Origin of the sequence: Kitasatospora hibisci (assembly GCF_043950205.1) — a bacterium.
GTDB classification, from domain to species: Bacteria; Actinomycetota; Actinomycetes; order Streptomycetales; family Streptomycetaceae; genus Kitasatospora; species Kitasatospora hibisci.
Genome location: NZ_CP171642.1, coordinates 2,941,777 through 2,958,791, shown reverse-complemented (window position 1 = coordinate 2,958,791; position 17,015 = coordinate 2,941,777). Strand labels below are relative to the sequence as shown.

The window sequence follows — 17,015 nt, the reverse complement described above, 5'->3', positions numbered from 1 at the left end:
CATGACCGCACTCACCAAGACCGCCGGGAACGAGCCGGAGGCAGACGCCGCCGCCAGCCCGGCCAAGAAGATCGAGGGCCGCTCGCTCGGCCAGATCGCCTGGACCCGCTTCAAGCGGGACAAGGCCGCCGTCGCCGGCGGCGTCGTGGTGATCCTGCTGATCCTGCTCGCCGTGCTGGCCAAGCCGATCGAGTCGGTCTTCGGCCTGGACCCCGACGCGCTCAACCAGGACCTGCTGGACGCCAACCTCGGCGGCCTGCCGATGGGCGACTGGGGCGGCATGAGCGCCGACCACCCGCTGGGCGTCGACCCGCTGCAGGGGCGCGACCTGCTCTCCCGCATCGTCGAGGGCTCCTGGGTCTCCCTGCTGGTCGCCTTCGGCGCGACCCTGCTCTCCAACACCATCGGCACCGTGCTCGGCGTGATGGCCGGTTACTACGGCGGCTGGGTGGACACCCTGATCAGCCGGGTGATGGACGTGTTCCTCGCCTTCCCGCTGCTGCTCTTCGCCATCGCGATCTCCGCCTCGCTCCAGGGCGGCGCGTTCGGCCTGCACGGCCTCCCGCTGCACATCATGGTGCTGATCTTCGTGATCGGCTTCTTCAACTGGCCCTACATGGGCCGGATCGTGCGCGGCCAGACCCTCTCGCTGCGTGAGCGCGAGTTCGTCTACGCCGCCCGCAGCCTGGGTGCCCGTGGGCCGTTCATCCTGTTCAAGGAGCTGCTGCCGAACCTGGTCGGTCCGATCCTGGTCTACTCGACCCTGCTGATCCCGACCAACATCCTCTTCGAGGCGGGGCTCAGCTTCCTCGGCGTCGGCATCCAGGCCCCGCAGGCCTCCTGGGGCGGGATGCTCAACGACGCGATCAAGTACTACCAGGTGGACCCCCAGTACATGGTGGTCCCCGGTCTGGCGATCTTCCTCACCGTGCTCGCCTTCAACCTGCTCGGCGACGGGCTGCGTGACGCCCTCGATCCCAAGAGCAACTGACCCAGCGTCAGGATCCCTCGTTTCGCCTCCACTTCCTCAAGGGGTTGATTTCACCCATGCGTAGGTCCCGTACCGTCGCGCTGACCGCCGCGGCCGCTGCTGCGGTCCTGGTCGTCACCGGCTGCTCCTCCAGCTCGAAGAGCGACGACAGCTCCTCCTCCGCGTCCGGCAGCAGCGCCGGCGCCGGTGCCGACGCGGCCACCAAGGGCATCGTCAACGCCTCCGACAAGAAGGGCGGCACCGTCACCTTCGAGATGCGCGGTACGCCGGACTCCCTCGACCCCGGCAACACGTACTACGCGTACATCTACAACTTCTCCCGCCTGTACGCCCGCCCGCTGACCACCTTCCAGCCGGCCGCCGGCGAGGAGGGCAACAAGCTGGTCCCGGACCTCGCCGAGTCCCTGGGCACGCCCAGCGCGGACGGCCTGTCCTGGACGTACAAGCTGCGCGCGGGTCTGAAGTACGACGACGGCACGCCGATCACCTCCAAGGACGTCAAGTACGCCGTGGAGCGCTCCAACTTCGCGCCGGACGTGAACTCCAACGGCCCGACGTACTTCAAGGAGCTGCTGGTCGACAACGAGACCCCGTACGAGGGTCCGTACAAGGACAAGACCGGTGACCTGAAGTCGATCGAGACGCCGGACGACCTGACCATCGTCTTCCACCTGAAGCACGCCTTCGCGGACTTCGACTACCTGGTGAGCGCCCCGCAGACCGCGCCGGTCCCGCAGGCCAAGGACACCGGCGCCGACTACGTCAAGCACGTGGTCTCCTCGGGCACCTACAAGTTCGAGAGCTACGAGGACGGCAAGCAGGCCGTCCTGGTGCCGAACACCAACTGGGACAAGAGCACCGACCCGATCCGCAAGCAGCTCGCGGACAAGCTCGTGCTCAAGATGAACATCGACCAGGCCACCGTCGACAAGGACCTGCTGGCGGGCAACGCCCAGGTGGACCTCGTCGGCGCCGGTGTCGACCCGCAGACGCAGGCGCAGATCCTGCGCGACCCGAAGCTCAAGGCCAAGACCGACAACGCCTACGGCGGCCGTCTGGTCTACACCGCGATCAACACCAAGGTCGCGCCGTTCGACAACCTCGACTGCCGCAAGGCCGTCCAGTACGCGATCGACAAGGTGTCGGTGCAGACCGCGCTCGGCGGCCCGATCCGCGGCTCGATCGCGACCACGGTGCTCCCGCCGGACATCCCGGGCCACCAGGACTTCAACCTCTACGAGACCAAGGACAACAAGGGCGACGAGGCCAAGGCCAAGGACGCCCTCAAGGCCTGTGGCAAGCCCGACGGCTTCAGCACCGTCCTGACCGCCCGCACCGAGCGCGCCACCGAGGTCGCCGCCGCGACCTCGATCCAGGCCGCGCTGAAGAAGGTCGGCATCAACGCCGAGATCCAGCAGTTCCCGCAGGGCAAGTACCTCACCGACAGCGCCGGTGCCCCGCAGTTCACCCAGGACCACAACATCGGTCTGATGATGATGCAGTGGGGTGCCGACTGGCCGACCGGCTACGGCTTCCTGCAGCAGATCGTCGACGGCCGCGCGATCAAGGCCTCCGGCAACAGCAACCTGGCCCAGCTGAACGACCCCGAGGTCAACAAGCTGCTCGACGAGGCCGCGGTGAACCCCGACCGCGCGGCCCGCGAGAAGATCTACGCCCAGATCGACAAGAAGGTCATGGAGCAGGCCGTCTACGTCCCGCTGACCGACTTCAAGGTCTTCATGTACCGCCCGGACAGCGCCACCAACCTCGCTTCGACGCCGGCCTTCTCGGGTGAGTACGACTACCTGAACATCGGCACCACCAAGTAAGAGCCTGGCTCCGCAATCCCTGAAGGCAGGTGAAGGCAGCGGCGCCCGCCGCCGTCCGGAGGATCCCGGACGGCGGCGGGCCGCCGGAGCCGCCCAACTGTGTTTGCCTACATCATCCGCAGGATCCTCGCGGCCGCGGTGCTGCTGCTGGTGGTCAGCGCGGTCACCTTCGCGATCTTCTTCCTGCTCCCGCGCCTGGCCGGTGAGACGACCGACCAGCTGGCCGCGCAGTACATCGGGAAGAACCCCTCGCCCGACGCGATCGCCGCGGTCAAGAAGAACCTCGGGTTCGACCAGCCGCTGTACACCCAGTACTGGCACTTCCTGAAGTCCCTGGTCAGCGGCGCCGAGTACAAGTTCGGCCCGGAACCGGCCACCTGCCACGTGCCGTGCTTCGGCTACTCGTTCAAGAACCACCTGGAGGTGTGGCCGGAGCTGACCAAGCGCGTCCCGGTCACCATCTCGCTGGCCATCGGCGCGGCGGTGCTCTGGCTGCTCTCCGGTGTCACCACCGGTGTCATCTCGGCGCTCAAGCCGAAGTCGATCTTCGACCGGCTCTCCATGGGCGTCGCGCTGGCCGGCGTCTCGCTGCCGGTCTTCTTCACCGGTGCGCTGCTGCTCACGCTCTTCAGCTACGAGTGGCCGATCCTGGACAACCTGCAGTACGTCAACTTCACCGACGACCCGCTGATGTGGGCCCGAAACCTGATCCTCCCGTGGGTCTCGCTGGCCTTCCTCTACTCCGCGCTCTACGCCCGGCTCACCCGGGCCGGAATGCTGGAGACGATGAGCGAGGACTACATCCGCACCGCCCGGGCGAAGGGCCTGATCGAGCGCAAGGTCGTCGTCAAGCACGGGCTGCGCTCCGCGCTCACCCCGATCGTCACCATCTTCGGCATGGACCTCGGCCTGCTGCTCGGTGGGGCGATGATCACCGAGCAGGTCTTCTCGCTCCAGGGCGTCGGCTTCTTCGCGGTCTCCGCGATCACCGACAACGACCTGCCGAAGATCCTCGGCGTCACGCTGCTCGCCGCCTTCTTCATCGTCCTCTGCAACCTCGTGGTTGACCTCCTGTACGCCGCTGTCGACCCCCGGGTGAGGCTGTCGTGACCGAGCTCCAGAAGACCCCGGCGGACGCCGCGCAGGCTCCGGCCGGCGAGGCGAAGGCCCCGACCGGGACGCCGTTCCTCTCCGTCCGGGACCTGCGGATCCACTTCGACACCGACGACGGCCTGGTCCGCTCGGTCGACGGGGTCAGCTTCGACCTGCACAAGGGCCGGACCCTCGGCATCGTCGGCGAGTCCGGCTCGGGCAAGTCCGTGACCTCGCTCGGCATCATGGGCCTGCACCGCTCCAAGCGGGCCCGGATCAGCGGCGAGATCCACCTCGACGGCGAGGAGCTGATCGCGGCCGGTCCCGACCGGGTCCGCCAGCTGCGCGGCCGCTCGATGGCGATGATCTTCCAGGACCCGCTGACCGCCATGCACCCCTACTACACGGTCGGGGCGCAGATCGTCGAGGCGTACCGGGTGCACCACCCCGAGGCGAGCAAGAAGCAGGCCCGGGCCCGTGCGGTCGAGATGCTCGACCGGGTCGGCATCCCGCAGCCCGACCGCCGGGTGGACGACTACCCGCACCAGTTCTCCGGCGGCATGCGTCAGCGCGCCATGATCGCCATGGCCCTGGTCAACGACCCCTCGCTGCTGATCGCCGACGAGCCGACCACCGCCCTGGACGTCACCGTCCAGGCGCAGATCCTGGACCTCATCCGGGACCTCCAGGAGGAGTTCGGCTCGGCCGTCATCATCATCACCCACGACCTCGGGGTGGTCGCCGAACTCGCGGACGACATCCTGGTCATGTACGGCGGCAAGTGCGTCGAGCGCGGCCCCGCCGACACCCTGTTCGACGCGCCCGAGCATCCCTACACCTGGGGCCTGCTGGGCTCGATGCCGCGGCTCGACCGCGAGCTCCAGGACCGGCTCGTCCCGGTCAAGGGCACCCCTCCCAGCCTGATCAACGTGCCGTCCGGCTGCGCGTTCCACCCGCGCTGCCCGTACGCGGAGCTGACCGGCGGGCGCTCGACCACCGAGGTCCCGGTCCTGGCCGAGGCCGCCCCCGGGCACCACGCGGCCTGCCACCTCAAGGCCGCCGACCGGCACCGCATCTTCACCGAAGAGATCGCGCCCCGGCTGTGAACCCGGCTGTGACCCCGGATTCGTACCACCATTCTGGAGAGAACCGATGACGGACACCCAGGCGGCCGTGATCCCCACGCCCGCGCCCGCCTCCGACCGCGAGCCCCTGCTCCGGGTCAGCGGCCTGACGCGGCACTTCCCGATCCGCGGCGGGCTGCTGCGGCGCCAGACCGGCGCGGTGCGGGCCGTCGACGGCATCGACTTCACGGTCAACGCGGGCGAGACCCTGGGCGTCGTCGGCGAGTCCGGCTGCGGCAAGTCGACCATGGGCCGGCTGGTCACCCGCCTCGACGAGCCGACCGGCGGGAAGATCGAGTTCGACGGCCACGACATCAGCCACCTGGGCGTCGGCGCGATGCGGCCGCTGCGTCGCGACCTCCAGATGATCTTCCAGGACCCGTACTCCTCCCTGAACCCCCGGCACACCGTCGGCACCATCGTCGGCGCGCCCTTCAAGCTGCAGAAGGCGGAGCCGGCCGGCGGCGTCAAGAAGGCGGTCCAGGAGCTGCTGGAGCTCTGCGGGCTCAGCCCCGAGCACTACAACCGCTACCCGCACGAGTTCTCCGGCGGCCAGCGCCAGCGCATCGGCATCGCCCGGGCGCTCGCCCTGCGGCCGAAGATGATCGTCGCGGACGAGCCGGTCTCCGCGCTCGACGTCTCCATCCAGGCGCAGGTCGTCAACCTGCTGGACGACCTCCAGCAGGAGCTCGGGCTGACCTACCTGATCATCGCGCACGACCTCTCGGTGGTCCGGCACGTCTCGGACCGGGTGGCGGTGATGTACCTCGGCAAGGTCGTCGAGATCGCCGACCGGGACTCGCTCTACGCGAGCCCGATGCACCCGTACACCAACGCGCTGATGTCCGCGGTGCCGGTGCCCGACCCGCGCCGCCGGCACAGCGGCGGGCGCGAGCGGATCCTGCTGAAGGGCGACGTGCCCTCGCCGATCAACCCGCCCTCCGGCTGCCGGTTCCGCACGCGGTGCTGGAAGGCGCAGGAGATCTGCGCCGCCCAGGAGCCGCCGCTCGTCGCGCGGAAGACGGGGCACCAGGTCGCCTGTCACTTCCCCGAGCTCGGCGAGGGGAACGAATAGCACGGCCCGGCGAACGCGCCCGGGGCGGCGCGGCGGAGAAGACGCCCGCCCCGGCGCGCGGCCCGTCCGACGGGGACGCCACCGGCCGCCGTTGACGGCAGATCGCCGAACACGCCCCGCCGGGCCGCGCGCGGGTGCTAGCTTCCGAACCATGCAGCCGGAGAAGCACCTCGCGGTCGACGCCCTGACCGCGGACTTCATCGTCGACATGGCCAACGTCATCCGCAACCGCGGGCTGCTCGGCCCGCGCGAGGCCGACCTCGCCCGCTTCACCGCACTCCTGGACGCGCTCGCCCGCCATGCCCGGGACGACTCCGTCCAGATCTACGCGGTCTGCGACCACGCCGTCCTGCTCGACGGCCGGCACACCGCCGCCGAGCGCGCCCAGCTGCGCGCCTGGCAGGCCGAGGGCCGGATCGAGGTCCTGCCGAAGGCCGACGACCGCGTCCTCGAACTCGCCGACAGCACCGGCCGACCCGTCGTCAGCGAGGACAACTTCGCGGAGTACCACCGCAGGTACCGGTGGATCCCGGGCTGCGCCGACCGCTTCCTGCGGCCGGTCGCCGTCGACGCGCCGCCCGGGATCGCCGTGCGCCGCCGGGTCGTCCCCGTCCCCGCCGAGTGGCAGGTCTCGAAGAAGGAGGAGGAGGGCCTGCTGCTCGCCGCCGGGCTCTACGACCGGCGCGGCTCCGGCGGGCCCCGCCGGGATCTGCTCAGCCGTCGCTGGGGCTGTCCCGAGCCCGACTGTCCCGCCTTCGGCACCCGCCCCAGGGCCACCGGGCCGGTGCCGCTGCGGCGCAGCGGCACCGTCACCTGCCCGACCCACCTGAAGCCGCTCACCGATCTCGGCCCGGCCCCGCACCGCAGCCAGATCAAGGTCCGCATCGACGGCACCGTCCGGGTCCGGCGGCTGATCACCGAGGGCGCCGACCTGGTCGTCGGCCGGGCCCCGGCCGAGGGCCCGGGCGGCCTCGCGCTCGCCGCCTGGCTCGGGCCGCGGGCGCTCGACTGGATCAGCCGAAGCCATGTGACCATCAGCCACACCGGTTCCGGGGGGCTCGTGGTGCGGGACACCAGCGCCAACGGCACCGTGGTCCGGCGCCGCGGCGGTGAGGTGGTCCGGCTGCGCGGCCAGTCCTGGACGCTCCGCCGCGACGACGTCGTCCTGCTCCACGACGAGGTCGAACTGATGCCGAGCGGGAGGGAGTTCGCCTTCGGAGAGGAGTCCGGGGACGGTGCGGAGGGGCCCGGCGGCGGCGCGGGGGCGGCCCTGACGGGTGAGGAGTACCGGGCGACCTGGATCGTGCCCCCGCCGAGGCCGCCCCGCCCCTCCGGTCCGGCGGGGCGCCGGCGGCGCGGCAGGCGGAAGTGAGGCGGCGATGGCGCGAACGGACGGGCGGATGATCGCCGCCGGCACCCTGCTGGGCGGCCGCTACCGGCTCGTCCGCCCGCTCGGCCGGGGCGGATTCGGCACGGTCTTCCTCGGCACGGACGAGAACCTGCCCCGCTGGGTGGCCGTCAAGCTGCTCGACTCCTCGCGTCACGCCCCGGCCGAACTCCCCATGCTGCGCGGCCGGTTCGACCGCGAGGCCCGGCTGATGGCCGGACTCCAGCACCCCGGCATCGTCTCCGTGCTCGACCGAGGCAGCCACCAGGACACCCCGTTCATCGTCATGGAGCACCTGGCCGGCCCCGACCTGGCCGCCGTGCTCGGCGACGGTCCGCTGCCGATCGGCGACCTCCTGCGGCACGCCGCGCGGATCGCCGACGCCCTGCACTACGCGCACACCCAGCCCGACCCGGTCGTCCACCGCGACCTCAAGCCGTCCAACCTGATGCTCGACGCACGCGGCGAGGTCAAGATCCTCGACTTCGGCATCGCCGCCGCGCCCACCTCCGACCTCACCGCCTACACCCGCATCGGCACCCGGCTCGGCACCCGGATCTTCATGTCCCCCGAGCAACTGCGCGGCGAGCCGGCCGCGGTCGGCTGCGACCTCTACGCCTTCGGGGCCGTGCTCTACAACCTGCTGGCCGGTCGGCCGCCCTTCCTGCCCACGCGCGGGGACGTCGAGCTGGAGCGCCAGGTGCTCTCCGAGCGGCCCCCGCCGGTCACCCACTACCGGCCGGAGACACCGGCCTGGCTGGCCGCCCTCGTCCACGCCCTGCTGGCCAAGGACGCCGCGAAGCGGCCGTCGGCCGCCGAGGCCGTGGCGCGGCTGACCACGGGCGACCCGGCCGAGCGGTTCGTCGCGGAGCAGCGCGAGGTGGTGACGGGCGCCGGCGGAGGTGACGCGGGGCGGTTCGTCGCCGCCCAGCGGGAGCTACCGACCGGCGGGGGCGCGCGCGGCTCCGCCGCGGCCGGGGCGGAGTCGGCCGGGGCGCAGGAGGCGCACCTGATGCCGGCCCGGCCGGCCGGCCCGCAGGGGAGCAACGGCCGGGCCCCGCGGAGCCCCGCCCGCCGGCCGGCGTCACCACCACCCCCGCCCGTCCGGGCCGAGGCCCGCGGCCGCGCCGCGGCGGACACCGTCCCGGAGTACTGGCGGGAACTGGAGCAGGCCGAGGCGGATCTGGTCGCGGGCCGCTTCGCGCTCGCCGACCGCCGGTTCGCGGCCGTCGCCGCACGCTGCTACGAGCAGGGCGCGCACACCCACCCGGCGATGCTGGCCGCCTCGTTCGGCCGGGTCCGGGCCCGGGAAGGGCTGGGCCAGGCCGAGGACGCGGCGGCCCGCCTCGCCCGCCTGAGCGCGAGGATCGCCGCGACCCTGGGCCGGGACCACCCGCTCACCCGCGCCGTGCTCACGCACGGGCCGCGTCCGCCCGCGGGCTGAGCGCGGCGCGCCCCGCCGCGTCCGTGCGGCGGTCGGCCCTACCTCCGACGGCCGGTGTTCGAGCGGCGGGCGGCCGGGGGCTCGGAGAGCCTGTTCAGCGCGTCCTTGTGCGCGGCCGCCCGGGCCCGGTGTTCGCTGTCCCAGAGCCGGGTGGACCAGGCCGCGGCGACGAAGCAGAGGAGCGCCCCCGCCATGGCGAGCAGCCACAGGATCCGCCAGCCGAAGTCCGCGAAGAAGTCGTCGAGCGGCCCCGGCTCGCGGTAGGCGAGGGAGCCGAGGGCCACCAGCGCCAGACCGGGTACCGTCCAGAGCCAGGACCAGCCGTTGCCACCGGCCTCCTCGGCCCGCCACCGCTCGGCCGACAGGAACGGGGGCCGGTACGCGCCGCCCAGCTTCCAGATCGTGCCGGCGCGCAGGAGGAGGCAGAGGCCGGACGCCCAGCCGATGCCGGTCGCGAGGTGCCAGCCGAGGTGCGGGTTGTCGAAGAGCCGCGGCACCGCCAGCAGCGCCAGCAGCACTCCCGGCCCGGCCCAGCACGCCACCCAGCCGGCCGCCCGTGCCAGCGCGGCCGTCCGCGAGCGGAACGAGAGCCGCTGCTCCTCCTCCGCCCGCCACTCCTTGACCAGTGCCGAGCGCCGGGCCTTGCGGGCCTTCCGGGCGGCGTCCTGCGCCTGTTTCTCGGCCTGCGCCTTCTCCCGCGCCCGCACCGCGGCCTGCTCCTGCGCCTGCTTCTGGGCGGCGGCCCTCGCCCGCGTGCCGGCGGCGGCGGCCGCCGCCGGCCCGTGTACCAGCTGGACCAGGTCGGAGATGCCCGGCGCCGCTCTCCGAGCGGCGGCCAGGGCCCCGCGGTACGGCGGGTACTGGTCGGCCTCCGGCGGGACGACCCGGCGCCGGAGCCTGGTCAGTGCCCGCTCCGCCGGCTGCCCGAGGGCGGCGAGCAGCACCAGGTGCCGGATCTCGGGGGCGGGGCCGCCCTTGCCGCCCGCACCCTCCCAGCCGTCCGCCGCACTCGCGAAGCCCGTCTCCCAGGCCCGGGCGAGCACCTGCCGGCGCTGGGCGACACCGCGCAGCTCGCGCAGATCGGGGAACTCGGCGAGCGCGTCGAGGACGCCGGGCCGGGAGACGTCGGCCAGCAGCTCGGAGCTCTCCCACTTCTTTCCGTTGGCGACGCCCAGGCACTCGCCGATCAGCGCCTCGGCGGTCACCGTGCGACCGCGCAGGGCCGGCGGCGTCGTCGGGTCGAGCCAGCGGAGCAGGTAGATCACCTTGACGTCGGGGGTGTGGTCGACGGTCAGCTGCTGGTCGATGAGCCGGATCCGGCCCTCGACGTCGTCCACGTCCGGGTCGTCGAACTGGCGTATCCACTGCCGCAGCGTGGACCAGCCGTCGCCGGGGGACTCGGGCGTGCCCATCCGGGCGAAGAAGGTCCGGCCGGCCTGCGTCTGGTGCTCGCGCACGGCGCGGGCCAGACCGGCCCGGTCGGTGAACCTCCGGCCGGCGAAGGGCAGCGCCCGCAGCGGGCCGGCCGTTCCGGCCGGGCCGCCCCGGACCACGTGGGCCGCGGCGCCCCGGCGGGCCTCGGCGACCTCGGGCGCCACCGCCGGGGCCGGGGCCGACGGGGGCTTCGACCCGCCGGGCACCACCCGGGTCGTCGCGAGCCCCGGCCGGGGAGCCGGCCGCTCGCCGTTCAGCCAGGCCAGTACCTCGGGGCCGCGCCAGCGCCGCTCCGGATCCCGCTGGAGCAGGCCCGCGCAGAGCTCGCGCAGCTCGGCGGGGACGTGCGAGACGTCCTGGTCGCGGTGGCGCAGAGCGGCGACGACCTGGGCGGAGTCCTGGCCCGCGTACGGGGTGGCGCCGGTGGCGAGCTGCCGGACGATCATGCCGAGCGACCACCAGTCGGAGGGCTCGCCGTACCGCCCGTCCAGCGCCTCCGGTGGGGCGTAGGCGAGGGTCATCGAGGTGGTCGCGCGGGCCCGGGTGACGTCGGCGGCGCGGCTGATGCCGAAGTCGGCGATGACCACGTCCCGGACGCCGGTGCGGACCAGCAGGTTGTCCGGCTTGAGGTCGCGGTGGACGATGCGGGCGGCGTGCAGGCAGTTGATGCCGCCGGTGAGCCGGCTGACGAAGGTGCGCAGGAGGGCGGTGCGCAGCGGCGAGCCGTCCCAGAACCGCTGCAGCGAGCCGTGCGGGAAGTACGGGAACACCTCGAAGTCGCGCCCGGCGGTGGTGGTGCCCCGGTCGAGCACCGGGATCACCGCCGGGTGCCGGAGGTGGTCGAGCCGGCGCCAGACGGCCCGGTCGGCGGCGTTGCCGGGCAGGTAGTGCTTGACCACGACCTGCTCGCCGCCGGCCTCCCGGGCCAGGACGAGCTCCGCCTCGGCGGCGCCCCGGTCGAGGCGGCGGACGGCGGTGAGGCGGTGGGCGAGTTCGGCCGGCAGCCGGACCCCGTCGGGCCGGTGCTGCTCGGTGCCGTCGGTCGGCATCGGGTGTTCCCCCCTTCGGCCCGGCGGGCCGGGGCTCAGCCGGACGCGCCGTGGTCGACGATGCGGAGCCCGGCGCGGATGTCCATCGCGAGGCGGAGCCGGTCGCCGGAGCGGACCGGGGACGGCGTCCGGGGAGTGAGCCGCACCCCGTTGACGTAGGTGTGGTTGGTGGAGCCGAGGTCCGTCACCCAGGCGCTGCCGTCGGTGCGCAGTGCGACCACCAGGTGGCGGTGGGAGACGGTGTCGTCGGTCAGCAGGTGGGCGTACGGGGAGGTGGCCGGGTCCCGGCCGAGCTCGACCTCCTCGCCGGCGGCGAGCTCGACGGTGCCGCCGTCGAAGACGATCTCCAGGCGGTGGGCGATCCTGGCCCGGCGGGTGGCGAGGATCGTCCTCGGCGGGCGGCCGAGGGCGAGCGGGGTGAGGCACGTCCGGCAGACCAGCTGGTCGGGAAGGGCCGGTGCGGTGCCGCAGCCACACGGCTCGTGCGCTGCTGCTCCTGCCACCCGCGGCCCCCGTCCACGCCGTGTCCGACTGCCCGGATCATACCCGAGAGGGGTCTGACCGGGCCTCAAGTGCGCCCGTTCGTGCGATGGTTGGTGATCTTGGCGAGGTGGCGGGGGGCGGCCGCGGGGCGGAGGGGGGGCGGCGCCGGAGCCGAACGCCGGTCGGCCGCCGGGCGCGCCGGGCCGCCGCCCGGTCCGCTCCCCGTCGGCGTCCGGCCTGCGGCCGCCCGGGGCCCGGTGCAGTACAAGCCGGACAAGCGGTACATAGTTGTGCGGTGAGCTCGCAGATCTTCCCGTCCGACGTCCAGCAGTCCCTCGACCTGGTCGGCATCTTCGTCTTCGCCCTCTCCGGGGGCCTCCTCGCCGTCCGCAAGAACATGGACATCTTCGGGATCTGTGTGCTCGCCGAGGTCACCGCGCTGGGCGGTGGCGTGATGCGCGACCTCGTGATCGGGGCCACGCCGGTGGCGGCGTTCACCAACCTCGGTTACTTCCTCACCCCGCTGGTGGCGGGCCTGGTGGTCTTCTTCCTGCACCCCGAGGTCGAGCGGATCAACCGGGCCGTGCAGACCCTGGACGCGCTCGGCCTCGGCCTGTTCTGCGTCACCGGGACGGCCAAGGCGCACGACTACGGCCTCGGTGCCGTCGCCGCGATGGCGCTCGGCATGGTGACGGCGGCCGGCGGCGGCGTGATGCGCGACGTGCTGGCCGGGGAGATCCCCTCGCTGCTCCGCTGGGACCGGGAGATCTACGCCGTGCCCGCCCTGGTCGGCTCGGCCCTGGTGGTGGTGCTGATCGGGCTGGACCGGCTGACCGCCGCCACCGGCACGGCCGCCGCGCTGACCGCGTTCGTGCTGCGGGTGCTCGCCCTCAAGTACGGCTGGCGCGCTCCGCGGGCGTGGCACCGCAACGGTTCTCGCACCAGCGAGGAGTAGGCGAGCCGCCGTACGCCAGGGAGATCGCCTCGGCGGTGCAGAGCAGTTCGGGCAGCATCCGGAACAGCTCGACCGGCGCCACCCGGTCGGTCGGGGCGCTCACCGCGCAGGCGGCGATCGGCCGCCCGGCGCTGCCGGCCACCGGGGCGGCCACGCAGGCCACCGCCTCCCGGTGCTCGGCCGGCTCCGCCGCCCAGCCCTGGCGGCGGACCCCGGCCAGATCGGCGGGCAGCTCGTCCTCGGGCAGGCCGTCCTCGGGCAGGCCGGCCAGCAGCACCCGGCCGATCGCGGTGCCGGACGCCGGGGCGCGGCGCCCGATCCGGGACGGCCGGGCGGCGCTGCCGGGCCCGGACCGGCGGCCGGCCAGCTCGTCCAGGTACAGCACCTCGCCGTCCTGCAGCACCGCCAACTGCACGGTCAGGCCGGATCGCCGGTTCAGCGCGGACAGGTAGGGCGCGGCGATCTGCCGGACGTCGGTCTCCTCCAGTGCCCGGTGGGCGAGCGAGAGGAGCCGGCCGCCGAGCCGGTAGCGCCGGTCCGACTGGCGGTGGACGAAGCCGTGCTCCTCCAGCCTGCGGAGCAGGCGCAGAGCGGTGGACTTGTGGACGCCGATGCTGGTGGCGGCCTGTTCGAGGGTCACCGGGCCGTCGCCGAGGGAGCCGAGCAGGGTGAGGGCGCGATCGACCGACTGCGGCACTTCGTCCCCCTCCTCATCCTCCGGTCGTGGTTGCTCCGGCTCGTGCGACGCGGTGCGACGCGGCTCCGGTGGTGCCCGGCGTACCGGAGGCGTCCGCCCCCTTCGGCCTTCCCGACCGTCCGGCCGATCACGAGCGGCCGCCAGGCTAACCGCCGGCCCCGACGGCGGCGCAAACCGCCCCCGGACGCCGGCGTCCGCCCAACGGAGCCACGCCGGTGGGGTGTCGGGGTGGCGGGCGGGGTAGGCGTGGGGCGTGGGCGGTACAGGTGACGGCCGGTTCGTTCGCGCGGCCCCGGGCACGACGCCGGCCCGGGGGCGGTCCGGCGGCCCTCTACAATCGGATGGTTATGCCATACCTGGACCATGCGGCGACCACGCCGATGCTGCCCGAGGCGATCGCCGCGATGACGGCGCACCTGGGGGTCGTCGGCAACGCCTCCTCCCTGCACGCTGCCGGTCGGCGGGCCCGCCGCGTGGTCGAGGAGGCCCGTGAGTCGCTGGCCGAGTCGCTGGGCGCTCGCCCCAGCGAGATCGTCCTCACCGGCGGCGGCACCGAGTCCGACAACCTGGCCGTGAAGGGCCTGTACTGGGCCCGGCGGGCTGCCGATCCGGCCCGGACCAGGGTGCTCAGCAGCCCGGTCGAGCACCACGCGGTGCTGGACGCGGTGCACTGGCTCTCCGAGCACGAGGGCGCGACGGTCGAGTACCTGCCGGTCGACGGCCTCGGCCGGGTCCACCCGACGGCGCTGCGCGAGGCGATCGAGCGCGACCCGGCGTCGGTCGCGCTGGTCACCGTGATGTGGGCCAACAACGAGGTCGGCACTGTCCAGCCGGTCGCCGAACTGGCATCCATCGCAGCCGAGTTCGGCATCCCGATGCACGCCGACGCGGTCCAGGCGCTCGGTCAGGTGCCGGTCTCCTTCGCCGAGTCGGGGCTCACCGCGCTCACCGTCACCGGTCACAAGATCGGCGGCCCGTTCGGCATCGGCGCGCTGCTGCTGTCGCGCGGCGCCGCTCCGGTTCCGCTGCTGCACGGCGGTGGCCAGGAGCGCGACGTCCGCTCCGGCACGCTGGACGCCCCGGCGTCCGCCGGCTTCGCGACCGCGGCGGCACTGGCCGTCGAGCGGCGGGCGGAGCACGCGGCGGTGCTCGGCGGGCTGCGGGACGAACTGGTCGCCGCGGTGCTGGCCGCCGTCCCGGACGCGGTGCTCAACGGCGACCCGGCGGCCGAGGGCCGGCTGCCGGCCAACGCGCACTTCTCCTTCCCCGGCTGCGAGGGCGACGCGCTGCTGATGCTGCTCGACGCGCAGGGCATCGAGTGCTCCACCGGCTCGGCCTGCTCGGCCGGGGTGCCGCAGCCCAGCCACGTCCTGCTGGCGATGGGCGTCGACCCGGTGTCGGCCCGGGCCTCGCTGCGGTTCTCGCTCGGCCACACATCCACCCGCGACGACGTCGACGCGCTCGCCGCGGCGATCGCCCCGGCCGTCCAGCGGGCCCGCAACGCCGGTCTGGCGGCGGCCGCGCGCGCCCGGTGATCCCGGCGGTGCGTCCGCGCCGAGCACGTACTCTTGGAGGCATCATGACTGACTTCCCCGGTGCCCCGACCGCCCCGTCCACAGGCCGCCTGCGGGTGCTCGCCGCGATGTCCGGCGGGGTGGACTCCGCCGTCGCCGCCGCCCGTGCGGTCGAAGCCGGGCACGAGGTCACCGGCGTGCACCTGGCGTTGTCGGCCAATCCGCAGTCCTTCCGTACCGGGGCCCGCGGCTGCTGCACGATCGAGGACTCCCGCGACGCCCGCCGGGCCGCCGACGTGATCGGCATCCCCTTCTACGTCTGGGACCTCGCCGAGCGGTTCCGCGAGGACGTCATCGACGACTTCGTCGCCGAGTACGCGGCCGGCCGCACGCCCAACCCGTGCCTGCGCTGCAACGAGAAGATCAAGTTCGCCGCCCTGCTGGACAAGGCGATCGCGCTCGGCTTCGACGCCGTCTGCACCGGCCACTACGCCCGGATCGTCGACCTGCCCTCGGGGGAGCGGCAGCTGCACCGCGCCGCGGACGCGGCCAAGGACCAGTCCTACGTGCTCGGCGTGCTCGACGCCGACCAGCTGGCCCACTCGCTCTTCCCGCTCGGCGACACCACCAAGGACGCCATCCGCGAGGAGGCCGAGCGCCGGGGCCTGGCCGTCGCGAAGAAGCCGGACAGCCACGACATCTGCTTCATCGCGGACGGCGACACCCAGGGCTTCCTGGCCAAGCACCTCGGTTCCGCGACCGGCGACATCCTCGACGTGGACGGCACCAAGCTCGGCGAGCACGACGGCGCGTACGGCTTCACCATCGGCCAGCGCAAGGGCCTGCGGATCGGCCGCCCGGCGGCCGACGGCAAGCCGCGGTACGTGCTCGACATCTCGCCGGTGAACAACACCGTCACGGTCGGACCGGTCGAGGGCCTGGACGTGACCGCGCTGACCGCCATCCGTCCGCGCTGGTGCGGCACCGAGCCGCTGGCCGACGGCCGCTACACGGCGCAGCTGCGCGCCCACGGCGGCGAGGTGCCGGTCGAGGCCTCGGTCGTCGACGGCGAACTCCGCGTCCGACTGGACACCCCGGCCCGCGGCATCGCCGCCGGCCAGGCCGTGGTCCTGTACGACGGCACCCGGGTCGTGGGCTCCGCCACCATCGCGACGACGGAACGGCCCGCCGTCAAGGCCTGACGGCTCCGGCCACCCGTGCGGGGTGGTCCAGCCAGGTCCACTGCCGTCGGCCGGTGACGGTCAGGCCGAAACGCTCGGGCCCCGGGCTGCCGTGCTCCTCCCACCAGCGGTGGGCGGCCTCGACCTCGTCCCAGAGCCGGCGCGGGCCGTGCTGCCAGACGGTGAAGCCGGCGTCGTCCCGGTCGACGGCCGCCCAGGAGCGCGCGTCCGTCGTCGCGACCCAGAGCCGCTCCTCGCCGTCCTCCCAGGCGGTCCACACGTCGCCGAGGCGCAGTCCGACGGCGAAACGGGCCTCCCAGCGGTCTCCGGTGATCTTCGACGGCGACAGCGTCGTCCTGGACTCGTCGGGGACGTGGTCGTCCCGGACCACATCGCGGAAGATCCGCAGGTCCTGCCGCTGGCTGCGCATGAGCATGAACGCCGAGTGCGGGCTGAACCGGCCCTGGGCTCGGTCCTGGTCGACGGTGAGGCGGAGCAGACCCCAGCAGATCATCGGGTTGTCCCATGGGGTGAGGATGACGCCTCCGGGCCTGGTCTGGTCGATCCAGGGCCAGGGCACGCGGCGGACCGAGCAGGTCGAGATGATGCGGTCGTACGGCTGCCGGTGGCCCCAGCCGAGGGAGCCGTCCCCGCAGAGGACGTCCACATCCAGGCCTGCCGCGTTCAGCGACGCCCCGGCCTGCCGCGTTCAGCGACGCCCCGGCCTGCCGTGCGGCCTCGGGGTCGATCTCGACCGAGG

Annotated in this window: 14 protein-coding genes; 10 read left to right on the top strand and 4 right to left on the bottom strand. The window is 73.5% G+C overall.

The genetic code is table 11. The features are described 5' to 3' along the window. Position 1: 1 nt before the first annotated feature. The 7 genes from ACF9IK_RS12565 to ACF9IK_RS12535 all read left to right on the top strand — a co-directional run bounded on the left by ACF9IK_RS12565 (position 2) and on the right by ACF9IK_RS12535 (position 8,942). A complete protein-coding gene (locus ACF9IK_RS12565; protein ID WP_395298552.1) occupies positions 2 to 991 on the top strand; it encodes an ABC transporter permease in 990 nt (329 codons plus the stop codon). A gap of 56 nt (positions 992 to 1,047) precedes the next feature. Then, positions 1,048 to 2,820 carry an ABC transporter substrate-binding protein gene (locus ACF9IK_RS12560; protein WP_395294299.1) on the top strand — a complete coding sequence of 591 codons (1,773 nt, stop codon included), beginning with the start codon at positions 1,048 to 1,050 and terminating at the stop codon, positions 2,818 to 2,820. Between the two features lie 99 nt (positions 2,821 to 2,919). After that, positions 2,920 to 3,930, top strand: a complete 1,011-nt coding sequence (locus ACF9IK_RS12555; protein WP_395294298.1) for an ABC transporter permease — start codon at positions 2,920 to 2,922, stop codon at positions 3,928 to 3,930. After that, a complete protein-coding gene (locus tag ACF9IK_RS12550) occupies positions 3,927 to 5,018 on the top strand; it encodes an ABC transporter ATP-binding protein (protein WP_395294297.1) in 1,092 nt (363 codons plus the stop codon). Before ACF9IK_RS12555 ends, ACF9IK_RS12550 begins: the two co-directional genes overlap by 4 nt. A 46-nt stretch (positions 5,019 to 5,064) precedes the next feature. Next, on the top strand, positions 5,065 to 6,111 hold the full coding sequence (locus tag ACF9IK_RS12545) for an ABC transporter ATP-binding protein (protein ID WP_395294296.1): 1,047 nt from the start codon (positions 5,065 to 5,067) through the stop codon (positions 6,109 to 6,111). A 151-nt stretch (positions 6,112 to 6,262) separates the two neighbouring features. Continuing rightward, positions 6,263 to 7,483, top strand: coding sequence for an FHA domain-containing protein (locus tag ACF9IK_RS12540; RefSeq protein ID WP_395294295.1), 1,221 nt, complete (start codon positions 6,263 to 6,265; stop codon positions 7,481 to 7,483). 7 nt (positions 7,484 to 7,490) lie between these two features. Beyond that, positions 7,491 to 8,942: a serine/threonine-protein kinase gene (locus ACF9IK_RS12535; protein WP_395294294.1), complete on the top strand. Its 1,452-nt coding sequence runs from the start codon at positions 7,491 to 7,493 to the stop codon at positions 8,940 to 8,942. 38 nt (positions 8,943 to 8,980) lie between these two features. Here ACF9IK_RS12535 and ACF9IK_RS12530 read toward each other — a convergent pair whose 3' ends face one another. Together ACF9IK_RS12530 and ACF9IK_RS12525 are read right to left on the bottom strand one after the other, a co-directional pair. Then, complete coding sequence (locus tag ACF9IK_RS12530; RefSeq protein WP_395294293.1) at positions 8,981 to 11,425, bottom strand: protein kinase domain-containing protein; 2,445 nt, start codon at positions 11,423 to 11,425, stop codon at positions 8,981 to 8,983. Between the two features lie 35 nt (positions 11,426 to 11,460). Further along, positions 11,461 to 11,928, bottom strand: a complete 468-nt coding sequence (locus ACF9IK_RS12525) for an FHA domain-containing protein (RefSeq protein WP_395294292.1) — start codon at positions 11,926 to 11,928, stop codon at positions 11,461 to 11,463. 275 nt (positions 11,929 to 12,203) lie between these two features. Here ACF9IK_RS12525 and ACF9IK_RS12520 point away from each other — a divergent pair, with 275 nt between their 5' ends. Then, a complete protein-coding gene (locus ACF9IK_RS12520) occupies positions 12,204 to 12,863 on the top strand; it encodes a trimeric intracellular cation channel family protein (protein ID WP_395294291.1) in 660 nt (219 codons plus the stop codon). Here the strand turns inward: ACF9IK_RS12520 and ACF9IK_RS12515 are convergent. Beyond that, positions 12,799 to 13,560, bottom strand: coding sequence for an IclR family transcriptional regulator (locus tag ACF9IK_RS12515; RefSeq protein ID WP_395294290.1), 762 nt, complete (start codon positions 13,558 to 13,560; stop codon positions 12,799 to 12,801). The genes ACF9IK_RS12520 and ACF9IK_RS12515 overlap by 65 nt on opposite strands. 347 nt (positions 13,561 to 13,907) lie before the next feature. On the opposite strand from ACF9IK_RS12515, the gene ACF9IK_RS12510 reads away from it, so the two are divergent. Together ACF9IK_RS12510 and mnmA are read left to right on the top strand one after the other, a co-directional pair. Next, entirely contained in the window at positions 13,908 to 15,095 is a 1,188-nt protein-coding gene (locus ACF9IK_RS12510) for a cysteine desulfurase family protein (protein ID WP_395294289.1), read from the top strand. 44 nt (positions 15,096 to 15,139) lie between these two features. After that, positions 15,140 to 16,276, top strand: coding sequence for a tRNA 2-thiouridine(34) synthase MnmA (gene mnmA / locus ACF9IK_RS12505; protein WP_395294288.1), 1,137 nt, complete (start codon positions 15,140 to 15,142; stop codon positions 16,274 to 16,276). Here the strand turns inward: mnmA and ACF9IK_RS12500 are convergent. Further along, on the bottom strand, positions 16,266 to 16,922 hold the full coding sequence (locus ACF9IK_RS12500; RefSeq protein WP_395294287.1) for a hypothetical protein: 657 nt from the start codon (positions 16,920 to 16,922) through the stop codon (positions 16,266 to 16,268). The two genes, mnmA and ACF9IK_RS12500, sit on opposite strands and share 11 nt — an antisense overlap. Positions 16,923 to 17,015: the final 93 nt, after the last annotated feature.

Coding starts and splice junctions, on each gene's coding strand:
- ACF9IK_RS12565 (WP_395298552.1), top strand. CDS start 2: ATGACCGCACTCACCAAGACCGCCGGGAACGAGCCGGAGGCAGACGCC.
- ACF9IK_RS12560 (WP_395294299.1), top strand. CDS start 1,048: ATGCGTAGGTCCCGTACCGTCGCGCTGACCGCCGCGGCCGCTGCTGCG.
- ACF9IK_RS12545 (WP_395294296.1), top strand. CDS start 5,065: ATGACGGACACCCAGGCGGCCGTGATCCCCACGCCCGCGCCCGCCTCC.
- ACF9IK_RS12540 (WP_395294295.1), top strand. CDS start 6,263: ATGCAGCCGGAGAAGCACCTCGCGGTCGACGCCCTGACCGCGGACTTC.
- ACF9IK_RS12535 (WP_395294294.1), top strand. CDS start 7,491: ATGGCGCGAACGGACGGGCGGATGATCGCCGCCGGCACCCTGCTGGGC.
- ACF9IK_RS12530 (WP_395294293.1), bottom strand. CDS start 11,425: ATGCCGACCGACGGCACCGAGCAGCACCGGCCCGACGGGGTCCGGCTG.
- ACF9IK_RS12510 (WP_395294289.1), top strand. CDS start 13,908: ATGCCATACCTGGACCATGCGGCGACCACGCCGATGCTGCCCGAGGCG.
- mnmA (WP_395294288.1), top strand. CDS start 15,140: ATGACTGACTTCCCCGGTGCCCCGACCGCCCCGTCCACAGGCCGCCTG.